Consider the following 16483-nt stretch of genomic DNA (forward strand, 5'->3'; position numbering starts at 1 on the left):
GCCGGGGGTCTTCGACCCCCACGTGCGGAGCGCCTCGAGGTCGTCGAGCTCGAGCCCGGACCCCTCGAGGAAGAGCTGGATGTACTGCGTCAGCGAGCTGTGGCCGGCGGACAGGATGAACCGGTCGCGCCCGAGCCACTGCAGGTCCTTCGGGTCGCGGCGCATGACCTTCTGGAAGAGGAGGTAGGCGAGCGGCGCGAGGCTGATCGCGGTGCCCGGATGCCCGTTCCCCACCTTCTCGACGGCGTCGGCGGCGAGGATCTTGACGGTGTCGACCGCCTTCTGATCGATGGCGTCCCATGTAAGAGCAGTCACGTTCCTTGATCCTAGTGAGAGGCCGGAACTCGCGCCGACCGAGCGTTGCCCCGTCCAGTCGACTCCCGGGGGAGTACGGGCCGGGTGCCGCGCGTCGCCTAAACTGGCCGCATGCAGGAGGCCGTGGCGACTCGGCCGCGCCGCCGGCCGGGCGTGCCGGCCGACCCCGGATCCCGCTCGGACGCAAGCTCCTGGCCTACGTCGCGCTCACGAAGCCGCGCGTGATCGAGCTGCTGCTCGTGACGACCGCGCCCGTGATGGTGCTCGCCGCACACGGCATCCCGAATCTGTGGACCGTGCTGGCGACGCTGGTCGGCGGCACGCTCAGCGCGGGCTCGGCGAACGCCTTCAACTGCTACATCGACCGCGACATCGATCGCGTGATGAAGCGCACCCAGAAGCGCCCGCTCGTGACCGGCGACCTGCGCGACGTCGAGGCGCTGGCGTTCGCCTGGATCTCGGGCGCGGTGTCGATCGCCTGGCTGTGGTTCTTCACGACGCCGCTCGCGGCGATCCTGTCGTTCGCGGCGATCGCGTTCTACGTGCTCATCTACACGCTGATCCTCAAGCGGCGCACCCCGCAGAACATCGTCTGGGGCGGCGCGGCGGGCTGCATGCCCGTGCTCATCGGCTGGGCGGCCGTGACCGGCTCGCTCGACTGGGCCCCGTCATCCTGTTCGGGATCGTGTTCCTGTGGACGCCGCCGCACTACTGGCCGCTGTCGATGCGCTACAAGGAGGATTACGCCTCGGTGCACGTGCCGATGCTGGCCGTCGTTCGCACCCGCACCGCGGTTGGGATGCAGGTCGTGCTGTACGCGTGGGCGACGGTGGCGTGCTCGCTCCTGCTGATCCCGATCGCCGGCATGGGGGTGCTGTACAGCGTGTCCGCGGTCCTGTCCGGAGCGTGGTTCCTGCTCGAGTCGCACCGGCTCTACGCCAACGCCATCCGCGACGGCGAGATCAAGCCGATGCGGGTGTTCCACGCGAGCATCACCTACCTCACGATCGTGTTCATCGCGGTCGGTCTCGACCCGCTGCTGCACCTGGCCATCCCGCTTCCGTGAGCCGGATCGTCACGCCGTTCGCCTGGGCGGCCTCCCGCTGGACCCTCGGCCCTCGGGCGCTGCGCTGGGGGACGACCGCCGCTCTCGTGATGAGCGTGGTCATCGTCCTCGGGGGAGCGATCGTGCGCGTCACGTCGTCGGGCCTCGGATGCTCGACCTGGCCCACGTGCGACGGCCACGGCGTGCTGGTGGTGCCGGACACGGTGCACCAGCTGATCGAGCAGAGCAACCGCACGCTCACCGGCGTTCTGGTCGTCGCGGTCGGCTGGGCGATCATCGCGGTGCGGTTGCAGAGGCCGTGGGATCGCGCCCTCACCCGGCTCGCGTGGTCGATGTTCTGGCTCGTCATCGTCAACGCCGTCGCCGGCGGCATCACCGTGCTCGCCGGCCTGAACCCCTGGGTCGTCGCGCTGCACTTCGTGCTCGCGATGGCGCTGCTGGCCACCGCGACCCTCACCTGGCATCGCGCGCGCTGGCGCGGGACCCCGGGAGCCGTGGTGACCCCGCGCGCACGCGGCATGGGCTGGGCCGTCGTCGTCGCCTCGGCGGGGCTCGTCATCGTCGGCACGATCGTGACCGGGGCGGGGCCGCACTCCGGCGACAGCACCGACCTGCGCCACCTCGTTCCTCGCAACGGGTTCGACTGGGGTTCGGTCGTCTGGGTGCACGGCCTGCTCGCCGCACTGGTGATCCTGCTCGCGGTCGCGACGCTGCTGCTCGTCCCGGCCGCCCGTCGCCGGGCGATCGTCTTCCTGGTCGTGCTGCTGCTGCAGGGGGCGGTGGGTCTCGTGCAATCGCTGACCGCACTGCCGGAGCTCCTCGTGGTCATCCACGTGCTGGGCGCGGCGCTCGTGTGGGTGGGCGCGATCCGGGTGCTGCTGGATGCCGATCCCGCGCTGTTCCCGCTCCGGAGTGCCGCGTCAGCACACGTGGAGGTCCTCGACGGCGGGACTGAGTGAGGCCGGTCCGCCGAGCAGCCAAATGAGCTGAGTGTCCGAGTTGACGATCTGACCCGCGTCCACATCCGAGAGGCAGTCGGGCTGCGACAGATAGATCGGCCCCCGACGGCACCGGCCAGCGGCGCGCCGGCGAGAGCGTCGGGGAAGTTCGCCCCTGTGGCGAGGAACACCGTCTCCGGGTCGGGGAAGAACTCGGCGCCGATCGCAGCCGCAGCCTCGTACCGGGTGGCACCGGTGTAGCGATGCACGTGCCTCGAACCGCCCATGAGGTCGTCCAGCGACGCCTCGATTCCCGGGCTGACGCTACCCGGACCCCCGGCGATATCGACATCCGTGGTCCCGAGATCGAGCAGAAGACGCCGGGTCTCGGAGTCCAGGGCGGGGAGCAGACCGTTCACGAGGATCACCGGGGCGCCGATAGATCCGGCGGCGGGACCAGCGCTCAACGCGTCCGGGAAGTTGTTGCCGGTGGCGATGAACACCTCGCGCGCGCCGTCCCCGAGGAAGACGCTGCGAGTGATCGATCTCGATGCTGCGAAACGATCGGCCCCACTGAGTCGGAAGACGTCCGACGGCTTCTGCACGTATCCCGTCAACTGCGAGAGCACCGCATCGCTCACCGACGCCGGGCCACCCGCCACGGCGATCTTCTGAGGCCGGAGACGCTGGAGTTCCCCGCCACTGCTGAGGGGATCTGCGTCGGCGATACCAGAAGGAGCACCCCTCCTGCGCGATCGCCGCCGGGCCTGCGGAAAGGGCATCCGGGTAATTCAGGCCGTTGGCGACGTAGACGATGGGCACGCCGTCATTCGGCACGGACGGATAGGTCTCCTTCGACATCTCAACGGAACCCGTGTATCGATCGCTGCCGGATGTCCTGTACACGTCCAGAGTGCGCGGCATCAGCGCCACCTTGCCCAGATCGGTCACCTGGTTCGGCGACAGCGTGATGTCCTCGCCGTCGCTGAAGTAGCGGGCGCCGCTCCACCATTGCGCGTTGTAGGTACCCAGCGGGTCGATGAACTGGACCCGGTAGGTGCCCGCCGGCAGTCCCTCGTCCTCGACCGTGCCCGTCCCGCCCTCATTCGCAGTGAACTTCTGGAACAGGGTGTAGTAGCCCGCGCTCTGGTCGAGTCGCCAGACGTCGACTTCGGCCTCGTACCCCACCGAGAATCCGCCCGGTTCCGGCGGCATGTTGACCTGCGCCTTGAGGATGCCACCGGCGACTTGAGTGATGTCCTTGCCGACGGCGGATCCGCCGCTCGCGATCGACACGTTCGGCGCGTCGAGTTCGCCGCCATCGCCCCAACACGCCTGCGCGAAGTATCCGATCCCGTTGGCGCAGATGCGGTAGTCGCCGGGCGCGACGCCGTTGAATTCGTAGTGTCCCGTCGCGTCGCTTGTCGTCGACGCGATCTCGGCGCCCGACGAGATGAGCGAGACCTTGCCCTGTCGGGCGACCGGACCGGAGCCGTCGTCGTACGACAGTTGCCCCGAGATCTGGTTCTCGCGTGGGAGGACCTCGTCCACACCACTGACGACCTGCCCGAACGTGACCGTGACCGGCGGTGCCGTGACATCCCCGTAGCGCGTGCTGCTGAATCGGATCGTGTAGGTCTGGGGGTACAGGCGATCGAACCTGTACGTCTGCGTGGCGGGGTCGAATGTCGCCTGGGTGGCTCCGGATGACGCTCCCGAGTCCCATGAGCCGGTGACGATCGCCGAGCTCAGAGGTCCGTCCGACCCGGTGAGATGCCCGGTGATGACGGCGCCGGCCTCGAACTGCAGGTCCAGCCTGACATCTTGTCCGTCCGCGACGTCGACGTTCGACGAGTCCACCGACTGGATCACGTCCGGCGAGCTGCCGTCGTACCTGGCGCTCACGTGGTAACTCCCCGGCAGGAGGCCGGTGATCTGGTACGCCCCCGTAGTGGGGTCGAGGGAGGCGGTTCCGTACCCGCATCCATTCGACTCCGCATTGGCGCCGCAGACGACCAGCGGCTGAATGGCGTCCGGAACGGTCCCGTCGGGCATCGAAATGACCCCATGGATCATCCCCGTCCCGGTGTCGGCGAACGCGGGCCCGGAAGGAACCACGACGGCAACCGCGATGACGAGCGCCGAAGTCAGGGCTGAGAGGGTGCGTGTCATGGATCCTCCACGAGGTCAGGTGGTCGCTCGGTCACGCGGGACAGGGTGTCATCGCCTCGACGCCGGAACCCAGCGAGACCTGCCCTCCGATGAGCCGGATGCTCTGCGCCGCCTGAGCGCGCACCCAGTACTCGACGCTCGCCGGCACACAGTTCGACTCAACCAGATCGATCGGAGCGCGGTCGTGGCCCGCAAGTGCCGCGGCCGAGAGGGCATCGGCGAAGTTCGTGCCCACCGCGAAGTAGACCAGATCAGTGTGTCGGAAGAAGGTGGCGCCCAACTGCGCGGCGTTGTCGTAACGCGTGGAGCCGCCGAAGACCGTCACATGGCTCGGGCCGACAATCCCCTCGAGATCCTCTTGGATCCCGAAGCTCAGGCTGGCCGGCCCGCCGACGATGTCGACGGAGGTCGTGTGCAGGTCATGCAGGAGCGCGGTGGTCGCGCTGTCCAAATGCGAGGCCAGCCCGTCGACGAGGATCACGGGAGCGCTTACCGATCCCGCTGCCGGCCCGGCGCTCAGGGCGTCCGGATAGTTGTTCCCCGTGGCGATGAAAACGGTCGGGGCGCCGTCGGTCCCGAAGGCCGAGCGGGCGACGTTGCGGGAGGCGGCGAAGCGGTCGACGCCGGCCAGGCGTGTCGCCTTGCCGCTCGCCCCCGTGACATAGGCATCGAGCTGATGGAGGACCGCCTCGTTCACCGACGCGGTCCCCCCGACCACGACGATCCGCTGGGGACGCAGCCGCGCGAGTTCAGCGGCGATCGGCGGGGGAATCGCCATCGGCGTCACGAGGAGGATGTCGCCGTCGTCCTTGATCGCGGCCGGGCCGGCAGACAGCGCATCGGGGAAGTTCAGTCCATCCGCGACGTAGACGACGGGGACGCCCGACGCGGGGATGACCGGGAAGCGCTCGTTCGAGACCGCTGCGGACACGGCGAATCGGTCGGATCCTCCGGTTCTCTGCATGTCGATGTTCCACGGCTGCGCCGTGATCGTGCCCAGATCCACGGTGTGGCCTGACGTGACCACGATGTCCGTCGCTCCATCGGCGAACTGTGCACCATCCCAGTACTGGGCACGGTTGGCATTGGTCTGATCGACCACCTGCAGTCGATACGTGCCCGCCGCGACCGCTGAGAAGCCGAACGCCGCGCTCGTATAGGAATCGAGCTCGTCGCCGTAGTCTCCGGTATCGGGATCCCGCCGGAGAAGTCTCACCTGCCACTGCGGGTCGCCGGCGCCGTGGACCTCACCGAGGATCTGCCCCCCGCGGACGACGGTCGCATCGATGCCGTCGAGCACCTCGCCCTCGGAGACGGTGACATTGGGCGGGTCGTAGAAGCCTCCGCCTCCGTAGCACGTGAGATCGACGTAGTTCTGCTCTTGAAAGCAGATCGTGTAGCTGTCGGCCCAAAGCCCGTAGAAGTCGTAGCGCCCGTTGACGATCGGCGCCGAGATCTCTCCGCCCTTGTGATTCCAGGCCCATGCCACGCCATCCGGCAGGGGGATGCGACCCCGTTCTCGACGTAGGAGACCGTGCCACCGATGTTGGTCGACCGCGCGAGGGTACGGGACTGGTCGACGAGATCGACGCCTTCCACGACTGTCAGCCCTCCCCATTGCTGCGAGGACCAGCGGTCGGGTGGATCGACCAGGAGGAGTAGCTGCCGGGCGGCACGTCGCTGACCTGCCAGGTCTGGCTCGCGGCATCGAACGAGGCGGGGATCTTGAACGTGGCCGGCGAGGTGCGCCAGAAGAGCGTCACCGTCGTCGTCGCGTCGAGGGGGCCGTCGATGCCGGTGACGGCGCCACTGACGGTGGCGCCCCGAACGAGGCGCACGTTGACCTCTCGGGCGGCGCCGGCGGTGAGGACAACGTCGGGGCCGGTCGGCCCGAACGATCCGTCCCACCTCTCATGACGGACGATCTTCGACGTCCCCCGTAGTCAAAGGTCAGATCGAACGACCCTGCGGCAAGACCCGAGAAGAGATACCTGCCGTGCACGTCCGTCTGCTGACTCGAGACTCGGCCGAGCGTGACGGTCACCGGTCCGTCCAGCGTCGAACCGTCTGGCGCCGTCACGACACCATAAATCGAACCGGTGCCAGCGTCGGCTGTCGCACTCGCAGCCCCGGACATCGCGCCCGCCATGGCGAGGCACAGGACGGCCAGTGCGCTGATGAGAGCCCGGATGCGAGACACCTTCACTCCTGACGTGGATGAAGAAAAGTTAGCACTCGCACGGCGCGGTGACGGCCGGCTTCTCGGCGCAGCCGGAGGAGCGCCCTGTAGGATCGTGGACAGATCGAACGCAATGGCGCGTGCCACGAATGCCGGTCCGAGCGGAATGGTTCGCAGCGGCAGAGAGAAGGTAACCCCATGTCCGACGTGCTCATCGATCGTCCCGAGCTGGCCGGTCTCGGCCAGTATGAATTCGGCTGGTCCGACTCCGACGCCGCCGGCGCCGCCGCGCGGCGAGGCCTGAGCGACGAGGTCGTCCGGAACATCTCCGCGCTCAAGAACGAGCCCGAGTGGATGCTCAAGAACCGCCTCAAGGCGCTCAAGATCTTCGGCATGAAGCCGATGCCGACCTGGGAGCCGACCTCACCGGGATCGACTTCGACAACATCAAGTACTTCGTGCGGTCGACCGAGAAGCAGGCCACCAGCTGGGAAGAGCTGCCCGACGACATCAAGGCCACCTACGAGAAGCTCGGGATCCCGGAGGCCGAGCGGCAGCGCCTCGTCGCCGGCGTCGCGGCCCAGTACGAGTCCGAGGTCGTGTATCACCAGATCCGTGAGGATCTCGAGAAGCAGGGCGTGATCTTCCTCGACACCGACACGGCCCTGAAGGAGCACCCGGAGCTCTTCAAGGAGCACTTCGGCACGGTGATCCCGGCCGGCGACAACAAGTTCGCGGCGCTCAACACGTCGGTGTGGTCAGGCGGATCGTTCGTCTACGTGCCGCCCGGCGTGCACGTCGAGATCCCGCTGCAGGCCTACTTCCGGATCAACACCGAGAACATGGGCCAGTTCGAGCGGACCCTCATCATCGCCGACGAGGGCTCGTACGTGCACTACATCGAGGGCTGCACGGCGCCCATCTACAAGTCGGACTCGCTGCACTCGGCCGTCGTCGAGATCGTCGTCAAGAAGAACGCGCGCGTGCGCTACACGACGATCCAGAACTGGTCGAACAACGTCTACAACCTCGTGACCAAGCGTGCGATCGCACACGAGGGCGCCACCATGGAGTGGATCGACGGCAACATCGGCTCCAAGGTGACGATGAAGTACCCGTCGATCTATCTGGTGGGGGAGCACGCCAAGGGCGAGACCCTCTCGGTCGCCTTCGCGGGACCGGGCCAGCATCAGGACGCGGGCGCGAAGATGATCCACATGGCGCCGTACACGACATCGTCGATCGTCTCGAAGTCGATCGCCCGAGGCGGAGGCCGCGCCGGTTACCGGGGCGAGGTCCGCGTCACCGAGGGGCCCATCACGCCGCCAACACGGTGCGGTGCGACGCACTGCTGGTCGACACGATCTCGCGCTCCGACACCTACCCGGCCATCGACATCCGGGTGGATGACGTGCAGCTCGGCCACGAGGCGACCGTCTCGCGGGTGAGCGAGGAGCAGCTGTTCTACCTGCAGTCCCGCGGCATGCCCGAGGACGAGGCGATGGCGATGATCGTGCGCGGCTTCATCGAGCCGATCGCGCGCGAGCTGCCCATGGAGTACGCGCTCGAGCTCAACAAGCTCATCGAGATGAGCATGGAAGGCAGCGTCGGCTGACGTGAGCACGTACACCGAGACCGAGCCCACCTTCCTGGCCCCGGTCCAGACCCGTTCGGAGCGCTTCAAGAGCTTCGAGCATGCCGACTTCGCCGAGGTCACCGGCTTCGAGGCGGAGTGGAAGCTCACCCCGGTCGATCGCGTTCGCACCCTCATCGACGGCGAGCTCGACGGATCGCCGTACCCCGTGCTGTACCCGGAGGTCGCCGGCACGACCGTCGAGTGGATCGATCGCACCGACACCCGGATCGGCTCCGCCGGCCAGCCGGAGGAGCGCGCGGCCGCGAACGCCTGGACGGCCTTCGAGAAGGCGCTGCACATCGGGGTCCAGGGGAGGTCGCCGACGCGCTGACCGTCACCCGGGCGCAGCTCGGCGACACCCCGCGAGCCGCGCACGTGCTGATCACGGCCGCCGCGCAGTCGCGCGCGCTGGTCGTGCTCGACAGCCGCGGGCCGGCCGCCGTGACCGAGAACGTCGAGATCATCCTCGACGAGGGCGCCGACCTCACGGTCGTCAGCCTGCAGGAATGGGACGACGACGCGCTGCACCTCTCGAGCCAGTTCGCGCGGGTGGGCAAGGACGCGCGATTGAAGCACATCGTGGTGTCGCTCGGCGGGGCGGTCGTGCGGGTTAACCCTCGACGCACCTCGCGGGCGAGGGCTCGGAGGCCGAACTGCTCGGGGTCTACTTCGCCGACGCGCATCAGCACCTCGAGCAGCGCGTGTACGTGCATCACGATGCTCCGCACTCGCGCAGCCGGGTCACCTACAAGGGCGCGCTCAACGGCGACGGCGCACGCACGGTGTGGGTCGGCGACGTGCTCATCGGCCCCCGGGCGACGGGCACCGACAGCTACGAGCAGAACCGCAACCTCGTGCTGAGCGAAGGCACCCGAGCGGACTCGATCCCCAACCTCGAGATCGAGACCGGCGACATCGTCGGCGCGGGGCACGCGAGTGCCACCGGTCGCTTCGACGACGAGCACCTGTTCTACCTGCAGGCACGCGGCATCCCCGAGGACGAGGCGCGCCGCCTCGTCGTGCTCGGCTTTCTCAGCGAGATCGTGCAGCGCATCGGCGAACCGGCTCTGGAGGCGCGGTTGCTCGAGGCGCTCGTCGCGGAGCTGGAGGGCTCGGACGGTGGCGGCGTCGTGAGCCGGGAGCGCGCGTGCTCGGTCGCCGAGCTCGAACCGGACACGGCCAAGCGCGTCGTGCTGGGCGGGGTACCTATCGCCGTCGTCAAGGACTCGGCGGGCGCGATCCACGCGATCGGCGACACCTGCACCCACGGCGACATCTCGCTGAGCGAGGGATTCGTCGAGGACGACACCCTGGAGTGCTGGGCCCACGGCTCGCAGTTCTCCCTCCTGAGCGGCAAGCCGCTCAGCCTGCCGGCCTATGAGCCGGTCCCCGTCTTCGTCGTCGAGATCGACGGCGACGACGTGTACATCGACCCGGACGTGAAGAAGGACATCGCATGAGCACCCTCGAGATCAAGGACCTCAAGGTCTCGATCGAGACCGATCAGGGCACCAAGCACATCCTCAAGGGCGTCGACCTGACGATCCGGCAGGGCGAGATCCACGCGGTGATGGGCCCCAACGGCTCCGGCAAGTCGACCCTCGCCTACACGATCGCCGGACACCCGCGGTACAAGGTGGAGGGCGGCTCGATCACGCTGGACGGGCAGGACGTGCTCGCGATGACGGTCGACGCCCGCGCGCGCGCGGGGCTGTTCCTCGCGATGCAGTACCCGGTCGAGATCCCCGGGGTCGCGGTGTCGAACTTCCTGCGCACCGCCAAGACCGCGATCGACGGGGAGGCCCCCGCGATCCGCGGGTGGGCAGGCACGGTCACGCAGGCGATGAAGAACCTGCGGATGGACAGCTCGTTCGCGTCGCGCAACGTCAACGAGGGGTTCTCGGGCGGCGAGAAGAAGCGCCACGAGATCCTGCAGCTCGAGCTGCTGAAGCCGAGCTTCGCGGTGCTCGACGAGACCGACTCCGGTCTCGACGTCGACGCGCTCAAGATCGTGTCGGAGGGCGTCAACCGGGCGCATGAGACCACGAACCTCGGCATCCTGCTCATCACGCACTACACGCGGATCCTGCGCTACATCCACCCGGATTTCGTGCACGTCTTCGTCGACGGTCGCGTCGCCGAGGAGGGCCCCGAGCTCGCCGAGCGGCTCGAGGACGAGGGTTACGACAGGTATCTGAACGACGGGGCCGCGCTGGCCGGGGAGCAGGCGTAGCCATGCCGACCGCACTGTCGCCCGCGCTCTTCGACCAGGTCGAGGAAGGTCTCAAGGACGTCATCGATCCCGAGCTGGGCGTCAACGTCGTCGACCTCGGCCTCATCTACGACCTGGCCTGGGACGACGAGAACGACGCGCTCATCATCTCCATGACCCTCACCTCGGCGGGGTGCCCTCTGACGGACGTCCTCGAGGAGCAGACCGGCCAGGCGCTGGACGGCATCGTCGAGCGATTCCGGATCAACTGGGTGTGGATGCCGCCGTGGGGCCCCGAGCGGATCACCGACGACGGCCGAGACATGATGAGAGCGATCGGCTTCAGCATCTGACGACGAAGTCGGCAGATGTCGGGCGCCGATGGCGGCCGACCGATCGCTCCTGCGACAGCAGGTAGCGGCTTCAGCATCTGACGGCGAACGCGGGGAGCTCGGAGTCCGGTCCGCCCCCGTTCTGGCCCCACCCCTTCTGGGACCTCGGATCGCTCCGTCCGCCCCGATAACCTGAGTCCATGTCGGCGGGGAGCGACGCGCCCCGTCGCGGCCGCGATCGCGCGCGGCTGCGACGGCGATCCTGGCGAGCCAGATGCTGGTCTCCGCCGCGGTCCTCGTCGTGGTCGTCGCGATCGTCGTCTTCGCACCGGAGGCCCTCACCCAGCCCGCGATCTTCGCCGGCATCGGCCTCGTCTTCGTGCTCACCGGCGTCGCGGCGATGGTGCCGTGGGACCTGATCTCGCGACAGTGGCGGGTGCTGATGCCGGTGCTGAACATCCTGGCGATCGGCGCGATCCGCGCGGCCGAGCCGCAACTGGGCTCCGGTCTCATGATGGTCTTCCCGGTGATCTGGCTGGCCAGGTCGTTCGCGCTGGTCGAGGTGGTCGGCGGCACGAGCCTGGCGGTCGCCATGATCTGGATCAGTCGCGCTCTCTCGCCGACCCCCTGGTCGTCAACGACTTCGCCTCCGTCGTGCTCCTTCCCATCACGCTCGGTTTCGTCTCGACCACGGTGTACGTCGCGGCGCGGCGCTCGCGCGCGCAGTCGGTGCTGCTGCGGCAGCATTCGCAGCTCATCGAGAACGCGCTGGAGCGAGCGCGCCAGCAGCAGCGGCTGCTCGACGAGGTGCTCAACACCGTCGACTTCGGCGTGCTGGCCTTCGACCGGAACGGCCAGGTCACCTTCGTCAACCGCACGCAGCGCCGGTGGCTCGATGAGTTCGGCGAGCCCAAGACCGTGTTCGTGCATCGCGTCGTCTATCAGGCGGACCGAGCCACCCCTATCCGCAGCAGAACCGTCCGTTCGCCCGCGCCCTTGCGGGGCAGGAGTTCGACGGCCTCGTCATCTGGGTGGGCGACCCCGGCGGGCGCCGCGCCGCCTACTCAGTGGGATCGCGGGCGCTGCGTGACGCCCGCGGCGAATACCGCGGCGGCGTGGTCGTCGTCAAGGACGTCACCCGGGAGCTCGACGCCGTCCGGGCGCGGGACGATCTGGTGGGCTCGGTGACGCACGAGCTGCGCTCTCCGCTCACCTCGATCCTCGGGTATCTCGACCTCGTCCGCGACGCCGACCTCGACGACGAGACGCTCGAGCAGGTCGACGTGGCCGCGAGCAACGCCGAGCGACTGCTCGTGCTCGTCAACGACCTGCTGCGCGCCGCGAGCGACGCGGACAAGAACCTGCCGATGTCGTTCGTACGAGCCGACGTGGCGGAGATCGCCCGGGAGTCCGTCGCGTCGCAGCGCATCTTCGCCGAGGACCGCGAGGTCGAGCTCGAGCTCGATGTCCCGGCGTCCGCGACGGCGACGATCGATCCGGTGCGCATCCGGCAGGTGGTCGACAACCTCGTCACGAACGCCATCAAGTACAACCGCGAGTGGGGAACGGTCCAGGTGTCGGTGCGCGAGACCGGCCCCGCGATCACCCTGGAGGTCCGCGACACCGGCCAGGGCATCCCGGACATCGACCTCGCCCGCATCTTCGACCGCTTCTATCGCACCAAGTCGGCCCGCAACTCCACGACCGGCGGCACCGGGCTCGGCCTGGCCATCACGCGCGAGATCGTCCAGCGACATGGCGGCGACCTGTCGGTGGAGAGCGAGCTGGGGCTCGGCAGCACCTTCCGCGTCCGGATTCCGACCGAGCACGTCGCGCCGGATGCGCCAGATCGAGCCATCTCGGCATCCTCGATCGCCCGCCATGGAAAGGCAGCATGAAGCTCGACATCACCACCGTCGCCGCCGTCAGCGGGTTCATCGTGATCCTGTGCGGTGTGACGTTCGTGCTGAATACGACCCTGCGCCGCAACGACGCCGTGGGCCGGATCTGGAGCGTCGCGTTCGTGGCAGGCATCCTCGAGACGCTCGCGTACACGATCGAGGGGCTGCAGCCGTCGGCCTGGTGGGCGATCGCCGTCGGCAACGGGGCCTTCGTGCTCGCGATCGGGATGCTGTGGTCGGGCCACCGTGCCGCGAACGGACGTCGGCCGCTCACCGCGGTGCCGCTCGGCGTCGCGGCACTCGTCGCCGCCGCGGTGCTCGCGCGGGGGCGTCCGCCGGCATGTGGGCCGGCGCGGTCGAGATGTTCGTCGCGGCCGCGGTGCTCGCCGGCCTCGGATTCATCGAGACCCTCCGCGGGTGGCTCAGACGCAGCCTCAACGCCCGGATCGTCGGCATCGCGAGCCTCGTCATGGCGCTGTACTACGCCGCCCGCGCGGTGCTGCTGCCGCTGCTGGGCCCCTCGGACGCGGTCTTCTCCACGGGATTCGGACCGGCGGAGGCCACCCTCGTGAACCTCGGCCTGATCGTCCTCGGGACGGTGAGCCTCTCCATGCTCCAGATGGAACGCTTCCGGCGCCCTGGGCTGAACATCCCATCCGACTCGGAAGCCGACGGACTGCTCGCCGATGACCGATTCCGGACCCTGGCGGAGGTCTGGCTGCGCCGGGCGATGCGCGACCAGACGACGATCGCGCTCGTGCTGGTCGAGCTCGCCAACATCGACGAGATCAACCTGGCCTTCGGGCGCGGGCTGGGGGACCACGCCATCCGGGTCATGGGACGGCTGGCGCTCGGCGACGCTCCCGCCGCGTCGCTGGTCGGACGGCTGAGCCGCCGGCGGTTCGCCGTGCTGTTCCCGATGGACGACGAGGACGACGCGCGCGTCGTCGCCGAGCGCATCAACGGAGACGCTCTCACCTCGCCGATCGACGACGCGGACCGGTTCCGTGTCGCGACCTACATCGGCATCACCTCGACGCGAGCCGCCGGATCGCGCTACGACGAACTGCTCGAGACCGCCGAAGCCGTGCTCGACCTCGCGATCGACTCCGGCCGCCCCGGCACGATCGAGTACGCGGCCTAACGCGCCGGGAAGGTCACGGTGACGCTGTCCGACGCGGTCTCCTTGGCGTACGTCGACGAGCTGGCCCCGGTCTGCAGCAGCAGCTCGTAGACGATCGAGAAGGTCGCCGAGGTGGCCGACGGGGCGACGGGTGGCACGACGAAGGTCTGCGAGTAGCTGAACGGCTGCTTGATGAAGTACCCCGGCGGCACCGTCGACTGGTCGACCTGCGCCGCGGGAGCCGGGAGGGCCCCCTTCGGACCCCGCACCGTCGTCGTCATGGTCACCTTGCTCAGATACACGCCCTGGCCCACGTCGGTGCCGAGCGAGGCGACCGCGGTGAGGCTCAGCGGCTTGTTCGCGTCGGCGTACCACCGGCCGATGTCGAGGGTCGAGAAGTAGGTGACGTCGAGCGTGATGTCGCCCGCCTTGAGGGTCCGCTTCGTGGAACCCGTCTGCAGGTCGTTGTGGACGACGACGATCCGGGTCGACGTCGGCGACGGTGTCGCGCCTCCGGTCGCCGCTCCGCTTTGATCCCAGGGCGGTGTTCCGCACGCGGCGAGCGCCAGCACGAGCGCCGAGCCAGCGGCGACCACGACGATCCCACGTCCCGTCCGCGTCATCCGGCACCCCCGTCCACGACCCCGCTGCGACTTGATCCGATCTTGAGGTGATCTTGCCGGGGACCAGGCCCGGTCCTTGAGGTCGCTGCTGAACACTGACTGTAGCGGCCAGGGACAGACCCGGAACCGCGACACGGGGGATGACAGACATGACGGACACCATCGCGGCGCCCAAGGCGTACGTGACGCGGGTCGAGCCCGACGCCGACAACGACTTCATCGCCTCCGTCGAGGCTCTCAGCGTCCAGCGCGCCACCATCGGCTGCATCATCCCGGCCTACAACGAGGGGGAATCGATCGCCCAGGTGCTGGAGTCGCTGCTCGCGCAGTCACGCGTTCCCGACATGATCCACGTGGTCGTGAACAACACCACGGATGACACCGTCGCCATCGCGAGCGCCTACGCCGGCCCGCACCGCGTCGTCAACGCCGCACGCGAGCAGTTCACCGAGGTCTTCGTCCACGACATCGGCAAGAACCCCGACAAGAAGGTCGGCGCACTCAACTACGGCTTCGAGCTCGTCGAAGGCTGCGACTACCTGCTCGGCGTGGACGGCGACACGGTCGCCGACGCCGACGCGGTGCAACGCCTCGAGGAGGAGATCGTCAGCGACACGCGCATCGGCGGCATCTCGGCGATCTACACGATCGACGACACCCGGATGTCCGGCATGGCGGGCTTCCTGGTCGCCGGCCAGCGCGCCCAGTTCGCGGCCTTCAACATGCAGAACATGCTGCGCGGACGCAACATGGCGGTCCTCGGCGGTCAGTTCTCGATCTTCTCGATGAAGGCCCTGCACCAGGCCATGATCGACAACCACCAGTCCACGCCGTGGGTCAAGGACAGCGAGGTCGAGGACTCGCTCCTCTCGCTGCAGATCAAGAGCGCCGGATATCTCACCAAGATCAGCGCCCGCGCCCGCGCCGACGTCGGCGGCATGACCACGCTGCGCGGCCTCGATGCCCAGCAGGTCAAGTGGAACTTCGGAGCGATCGAGCTCATGTGGCCCGGTCAGCGCGGCGACACGAAGGGCCAGCCACTGCATCCGAACCTCCGCCTGCGCTGGCTCGAGAACCTGTCGATGCTCATCAACGGCGTCACGCGTCTGCTGTTCGTCCTGCTGCTGGTGGGGTCGCTGTCGATCCACGCGTTCGTGTTCGAGCCGATCTGGCTGATCGCGCCGGCCGTCGCGATCCTGCTCAACCTGCGCATCGCGCTGTCCATGCACCGGCGCGACGCGAAGGACATCCTGTTCGCCGCGCTGTTCGTCCCGTCGGAGATCTACATGTGGATCCGGCTGGGCCACTTCGTGCGGGCGTGGAGCAAGTTCCTCAGTCGCAAGCAGGTCGACAACTGGGCCGCCCAGGCCAAGGCGGAGCGCGGCTCCGGCAGCGCGTTCATCGCGCCGGCGGTCATCGCCGTGCTCGTCATGGCCGTGCTCGTGCTCGGGTGGTTCCTGCTGCCGGTGATCATCCAGTCGTCGATCCTCTGGGTCGGCTGGCCGATCCTGGGGGTCATCACCGCCGTCCAGACGGTCGGGATGCTGTTCAAGCTCCTGCGCCGCCAGCGCGGATACCGGGTGTGACCGCCATGACCTACATGCACATCGACGAGGCGATCGTCGTGCGACTCCTGCGGGAGCTCGCGGGCGACGTCCCGGCCGGCGTGCGCTTCCTGACCGACTTCGTTCGGGCGTGGGAGGGCCGGGTCGCCCGGCTCCTCGACGCGGCCGAACGACGTGACCCCGAGGACGTGACCACCGTGTTGCTGAGCGTTCGCACTGCGAGCGGGATGCTGGGAGCCACGGCTCTGTCTTCGGCCGCGAGCGATCTGGAGCACCGGATCGCCGCAACCCACCAGGTGGACGGACCCGCCGTCCGGCGACTCGTGGAGGTGGGCACCGCCTCCTGCCACGAACTGGCCGACCTGGCCCACCGACTGGAGGCTGCGCCCGCCTGAGAACCCGATCCGTTCGCCGCGACCCC

At 68.5% G+C, this 16483-nt stretch carries 12 protein-coding genes and 6 pseudogenes; 12 read left to right on the top strand and 6 right to left on the bottom strand.

Going from position 1 to position 16483, the window contains the following annotated elements; genetic code table 11:
- Window positions 1–315 (bottom strand): annotated as a pseudogene (locus QQK35_RS00005) (transketolase); the annotation flags it as partial.
- 170 nt (window positions 316–485) lie between these two features.
- Here QQK35_RS00005 and QQK35_RS00010 point away from each other — a divergent pair.
- A pseudogene (locus tag QQK35_RS00010) lies at window positions 486–1381 on the top strand (heme o synthase).
- On the top strand, window positions 1378–2340 hold the full coding sequence (locus QQK35_RS00015; protein ID WP_284251874.1) for a COX15/CtaA family protein: 963 nt from the start codon (window positions 1378–1380) through the stop codon (window positions 2338–2340). The pseudogene QQK35_RS00010 and the gene QQK35_RS00015 overlap by 4 nt, the downstream one beginning before the upstream one ends.
- Window positions 2341–2456: 116 nt before the next feature.
- On the opposite strand, the pseudogene QQK35_RS20105 reads toward QQK35_RS00015, so the two are convergent.
- From QQK35_RS20105 to QQK35_RS00030, 4 genes and pseudogenes are all read right to left on the bottom strand, one after another.
- Window positions 2457–3101, bottom strand: a pseudogene (locus QQK35_RS20105) (cell wall-binding repeat-containing protein); the annotation flags it as partial.
- A pseudogene (locus QQK35_RS00020) lies at window positions 3085–4491 on the bottom strand (hypothetical protein); the annotation flags it as partial. The pseudogenes QQK35_RS20105 and QQK35_RS00020, both read right to left, overlap by 17 nt.
- A gap of 31 nt (window positions 4492–4522) precedes the next feature.
- Window positions 4523–5980, bottom strand: a complete 1458-nt coding sequence (locus tag QQK35_RS00025) for a cell wall-binding repeat-containing protein (protein ID WP_284251878.1) — start codon at window positions 5978–5980, stop codon at window positions 4523–4525.
- A gap of 115 nt (window positions 5981–6095) precedes the next feature.
- Window positions 6096–6329, bottom strand: coding sequence for a hypothetical protein (locus tag QQK35_RS00030; RefSeq protein ID WP_284251880.1), 234 nt, complete (start codon window positions 6327–6329; stop codon window positions 6096–6098).
- 539 nt (window positions 6330–6868) lie between these two features.
- On the opposite strand from QQK35_RS00030, the pseudogene sufB reads away from it, so the two are divergent.
- The 8 genes and pseudogenes from sufB (at window position 6869) to QQK35_RS00070 (ending at window position 13895) form a co-directional block, all read left to right on the top strand.
- Window positions 6869–8285 (top strand): annotated as a pseudogene (gene sufB / locus QQK35_RS00035) (Fe-S cluster assembly protein SufB).
- 1 nt (window position 8286) lies between these two features.
- Window positions 8287–9421 (top strand): annotated as a pseudogene (sufD, locus tag QQK35_RS20110) (Fe-S cluster assembly protein SufD); the annotation flags it as partial.
- A 15-nt stretch (window positions 9422–9436) separates the two neighbouring features.
- Window positions 9437–9766, top strand: coding sequence for a non-heme iron oxygenase ferredoxin subunit (locus QQK35_RS00045; RefSeq protein ID WP_284255534.1), 330 nt, complete (start codon window positions 9437–9439; stop codon window positions 9764–9766).
- Window positions 9763–10539 (top strand): Fe-S cluster assembly ATPase SufC, encoded by a 777-nt coding sequence (gene sufC, locus QQK35_RS00050; RefSeq protein ID WP_284251882.1) that lies wholly within the window; start codon window positions 9763–9765, stop codon window positions 10537–10539. The genes QQK35_RS00045 and sufC overlap by 4 nt, the downstream gene beginning before the upstream one ends.
- A gap of 2 nt (window positions 10540–10541) precedes the next feature.
- Window positions 10542–10871: a metal-sulfur cluster assembly factor gene (locus tag QQK35_RS00055; RefSeq protein WP_284251884.1), complete on the top strand. Its 330-nt coding sequence runs from the start codon at window positions 10542–10544 to the stop codon at window positions 10869–10871.
- A 633-nt stretch (window positions 10872–11504) separates the two neighbouring features.
- Complete coding sequence (locus tag QQK35_RS00060; RefSeq protein ID WP_284251886.1) at window positions 11505–12038, top strand: sensor histidine kinase family protein; 534 nt, start codon at window positions 11505–11507, stop codon at window positions 12036–12038.
- Window positions 11966–12748: a sensor histidine kinase gene (locus QQK35_RS00065; protein WP_284251888.1), complete on the top strand. Its 783-nt coding sequence runs from the start codon at window positions 11966–11968 to the stop codon at window positions 12746–12748. The genes QQK35_RS00060 and QQK35_RS00065 overlap by 73 nt, the downstream gene beginning before the upstream one ends.
- A 343-nt stretch (window positions 12749–13091) precedes the next feature.
- A complete protein-coding gene (locus QQK35_RS00070) occupies window positions 13092–13895 on the top strand; it encodes a diguanylate cyclase (RefSeq protein WP_284251890.1) in 804 nt (267 codons plus the stop codon).
- Here QQK35_RS00070 and QQK35_RS00075 read toward each other — a convergent pair.
- Window positions 13892–14497: a hypothetical protein gene (locus QQK35_RS00075; protein WP_284251892.1), complete on the bottom strand. Its 606-nt coding sequence runs from the start codon at window positions 14495–14497 to the stop codon at window positions 13892–13894. The genes QQK35_RS00070 and QQK35_RS00075 overlap by 4 nt on opposite strands.
- 149 nt (window positions 14498–14646) lie before the next feature.
- On the opposite strand from QQK35_RS00075, the gene QQK35_RS00080 reads away from it, so the two are divergent.
- Window positions 14647–16083 (top strand): glycosyltransferase family 2 protein, encoded by a 1437-nt coding sequence (locus tag QQK35_RS00080; protein WP_284251893.1) that lies wholly within the window; start codon window positions 14647–14649, stop codon window positions 16081–16083.
- Window positions 16080–16457: a hypothetical protein gene (locus tag QQK35_RS00085; RefSeq protein WP_284251895.1), complete on the top strand. Its 378-nt coding sequence runs from the start codon at window positions 16080–16082 to the stop codon at window positions 16455–16457. Before QQK35_RS00080 ends, QQK35_RS00085 begins: the two co-directional genes overlap by 4 nt.
- Window positions 16458–16483: the final 26 nt, after the last annotated feature.

Source organism: Pseudolysinimonas kribbensis, from assembly GCF_030161895.1.
GTDB lineage: Bacteria > Actinomycetota > Actinomycetes > Actinomycetales > Microbacteriaceae > Pseudolysinimonas > Pseudolysinimonas kribbensis.

Excerpts from the sequence above, each read along its gene's own strand:
- QQK35_RS00080 (WP_284251893.1), top strand. The coding sequence starts at position 14,647 with ATGACGGACACCATCGCGGCGCCCAAGGCGTACGTGACGCGGGTCGAG.
- QQK35_RS00070 (WP_284251890.1), top strand. The coding sequence starts at position 13,092 with ATGTGGGCCGGCGCGGTCGAGATGTTCGTCGCGGCCGCGGTGCTCGCC.
- sufC (WP_284251882.1), top strand. The coding sequence starts at position 9,763 with ATGAGCACCCTCGAGATCAAGGACCTCAAGGTCTCGATCGAGACCGAT.
- QQK35_RS00055 (WP_284251884.1), top strand. The coding sequence starts at position 10,542 with ATGCCGACCGCACTGTCGCCCGCGCTCTTCGACCAGGTCGAGGAAGGT.
- QQK35_RS00075 (WP_284251892.1), bottom strand. The coding sequence starts at position 14,497 with ATGACGCGGACGGGACGTGGGATCGTCGTGGTCGCCGCTGGCTCGGCG.